Source organism: Streptomyces botrytidirepellens (assembly GCF_003721215.1).
Lineage (GTDB): Bacteria > Actinomycetota > Actinomycetes > Streptomycetales > Streptomycetaceae > Streptomyces > Streptomyces himastatinicus.
Genome location: NZ_RIBZ01000556.1, coordinates 1 through 3,068, shown reverse-complemented (window position 1 = coordinate 3,068; position 3,068 = coordinate 1). Strand labels below are relative to the sequence as shown.

Genomic DNA, 3,068 nt, shown 5'->3' with positions numbered 1-3,068 from the left:
GGGCGGAGGCTCGGGGGCGGGGGCGTGCGCCGCGCGCGGGGGTCGGCTCCGGTGCGCGGGGGCGCAGGCCGGGGCGGGGCCGGGGGCGTGGCTAGATGGCCATGCCGTACACGATCGTGAAGAGCGTGCCCAGCGAGCCGATGATGAACACACCGGTCAGCCCTGCGACGATCAGTCCCTTGCCCTGCTCCGCGCTGAAGGTGTCGCGCAGTGCGGTCGCGCCGATGCGCTGCTTGGCCGCGCCCCAGATCGCGATGCCGAAGCACAGCAGCAGTGCGACGGCCATGACGACCTCGATCATCACGCGGGCCTCGCTGCCCAGGCTTCCGAAGGGGCCCCAGTCTGGGGCGATTCCGCCGATGATGGTGTTGATGTCGCCCTTTTCGGCCGCTAGGAACATATTGAACTCACCGCCCCTTATGGGTAGTTGTGTGCCCCGGCCGAGCCGGCGTGGGGTCTGTCTCTATCTTCGCTGACGATTCCGCTTCCGCATGTCGACTGGGCGGCATTTCTTGGCGGATCTCGTACGTGTTGTGGACCACGGTGACCTGGCAGGAGGACGAGCCATGTCCATCACGGTCCATCAGGTGCCTTATGGTCACTCTGTGTATCACGCGGGTGGGCGCCGGGCAACGATCGGTAGCGGAGGCCCTTATTCCTCCGCGACGTCCTCCGCGACCTCCTCCGCGAAGTCGTCGAACTCCCCTGCCTTGACCCCCTTGAGGAACGCGTCCCACTTGGCCTGGGTGGTGACGACGACGGTCTCCGGGTCGTTGCTCTCGCGCATGTAGATCCGGCCGTCGGGGCCCGCGGCCACCTCCAGGTAGGCGCCCGCCTCCTCGTCCTCGTCGGTCGAGGCCCGCTGCCAGTCCAGCTGCGTCATCCGTGTTCCTTGGGGTTCATGGGGGGTGAGGTGCTCGAACGGGCCGGACTTTACGCGTTCCACGGGGTGCGCGGAGGGGGTGCAGGGGGCGCACGGCACCGGTCGCCCGTAGGGTTTCGGCTGGCGAGCGGCTGATTTTCGCCGTGCGTACGGAAACGCGTTCGTACCGCGGGCTGATGGGGGAGGATGGCCGGGTGCGTAAGGTCTGGCTGGGTGTCAGTGTCGGTATCGGAGTCTCTCTTTCCTTCGTCGTCCTGCTCGTTCTCGGCACCTACATGGTCGCCGCGAACCTCGCGGGCGGTGGCGGAGGCACCAGTGTCGGACTGGCGAAGGGTTCGGTCCCGGCCACGTACGCGCCGCTGATCCAGCGGTACGGGAACTCGTGCCCCGCCCTCAACCCGGCCCTGCTCGCCGCGCAGCTCTACCAGGAGAGCGGGTGGAACGCGAAGGCGCAGAGCCCGGCCAACGCCAAGGGGCTGGCGCAGTTCATTCCCGCCACCTGGGCGTCCCACGGGGTGGACGGCGACAAGGACGGCAAGCGGGACATCTGGAATCCGAACGACGCGATTCCGTCCGCGGCCGCCTACGACTGCTCGCTCGCCAAGTATGTGAAGGACGTACCGGGCAATCTGACGCACAACATGCTGGCGTCCTACAACGCGGGCGCGTACGCCGTGATCAAGTACAACGGGGTGCCGCCGTACCGCGAGACCCAGAACTACGTGAAGACCATCACCAACCTGGCCAAGAGCTTCGAGGCGCCCACGCAGACCGTGCAGCCGTCGCGGCAGTCGGCCGCGGCGATCTACTTCGCGCAGAAGCAGCTCGGCAAGCCGTATCTGTGGGGCGGCAACGGCACCCCGGAGCAGGGCGGGCGGTTCGACTGCTCGGGGCTGACGAAGGCGGCGTACAAGACGGTGGGGATCGAGCTGCCGCGCGTCGCCAACGACCAGTGGAACGCCGGGCCGCATCCCAAGCGCGATGAGCTGCTCCCCGGCGATCTGGTCTTCTTCGCCTACGATCTCGACGACCCGAGATCCATTCACCACGTGGGGATCTACGTGGGCGGCGGGAAGATGATCAACGCGCCCTACACTGGTGCGGTGATCCGCTTCGATCCCATCGACTCCCCGGACTACATCGGGGCGACGCGGGTGACCAAGGATGGCGCAAAAGCGCTGCCGAAGCCCAGCGCCGCGTGAGGATTCCCTCTGAGCTGCGACGATGGGTCACCCTTCGATAACGTCCCGGTGATCGTTGGGTAGCGAACGGAACGCCTGGCGCAATAAGGGCGTTTCCTGGAAGTGGATCGGCGGCACACCCTTCGGCATCGCTCGCCGGGGTCGTCGGTCGCGGGGAATCACGGGGGTCGGCAACGGGGGTCGGCAGCTGTACGTAGCGACAGGTGAGAGATAAGGGGCCGCGGCACATGGCTGGACTCGCACTGGACGGGTCGAACCCCGATGTCAGCCTTCTCTACGACATCAACGGGCTCGCCAAGGAAGCCCCGCACTGGTTCGACCGCGTGATGGAGTTCGTCGGCGAGTACGGGATCGTCATCGGTCTCGCCCTGGTGGGCCTCGGCGCCTGGTGGAGCGTGCGCAAGCGGGGGCAGGACGCGCCGTCCGCCGTCGCCGGGCTGATGTGGGCGCCGCTGGCCGCCGGGATCGCGCTGATCGCCAACATCCCGATCCGCGGTTTCGTCCAGCGCCCGCGGCCGTTCCGGGACCATCAGCTCGAGGTCCTGGTGGCGGGCAAGAACGACTTCTCCTTCGTCAGCGACCACGCGACGCTGACCATGGGGCTCGCCGTCGGGGTCTTCATGGCCCACCGGCGGTACGGGCTGGCGGCGATCGGGCTCGCGCTGCTCGAGGGCTTCTGCCGCGTCTACATGGGCGTGCACTACCCGACGGACGTGATCGGCGGATTCGCGCTGGGGACCGCGGTCGCGCTGCTGCTGGCGCCGCTGGCGATGATGCTGCTGACGCCGCTCACCACCACGATCGCGGGGTCGCGGGCCGGCTGGCTGATACGGGCCGGGCGCCCCGGCCCGGCCGCCGCGGCGGGCGAGGGGGTCCCGGAGTTCCCCGAGACCCGGTCGCCGGGCACGGAGCGCGGCAGCAAGGACCTCGCGGCCTGACACACCCATACGACCGACGGGCGGCCCGGCATCACGCCGGGCCGC

Annotated in this window: 4 protein-coding genes; 2 read left to right on the top strand and 2 right to left on the bottom strand. The window is 68.7% G+C overall.

Annotated elements, in window-relative coordinates:
- Window positions 1-91: 91 nt before the first annotated feature.
- The gene (locus tag EEJ42_RS32755) at window positions 92-400 is read right to left on the bottom strand and encodes a hypothetical protein (RefSeq protein ID WP_009716148.1); all 309 of its coding nucleotides are present in this window, start codon (window positions 398-400) and stop codon (window positions 92-94) included.
- Window positions 401-652: 252 nt separating this feature from the next.
- Window positions 653-883: a DUF397 domain-containing protein gene (locus tag EEJ42_RS32750; RefSeq protein WP_123105589.1), complete on the bottom strand. Its 231-nt coding sequence runs from the start codon at window positions 881-883 to the stop codon at window positions 653-655.
- Window positions 884-1,077: 194 nt separating this feature from the next.
- Between EEJ42_RS32750 and EEJ42_RS32745 the strand changes: the two genes are divergently transcribed.
- Both EEJ42_RS32745 and EEJ42_RS32740 read left to right on the top strand, forming a co-directional pair.
- Window positions 1,078-2,085, top strand: coding sequence for a C40 family peptidase (locus EEJ42_RS32745; RefSeq protein ID WP_123105587.1), 1,008 nt, complete (start codon window positions 1,078-1,080; stop codon window positions 2,083-2,085).
- A 227-nt stretch (window positions 2,086-2,312) separates the two neighbouring features.
- A complete protein-coding gene (locus EEJ42_RS32740) occupies window positions 2,313-3,023 on the top strand; it encodes a phosphatase PAP2 family protein (protein ID WP_123105585.1) in 711 nt (236 codons plus the stop codon).
- The last annotated feature ends 45 nt before the right edge of the window (window positions 3,024-3,068 follow it).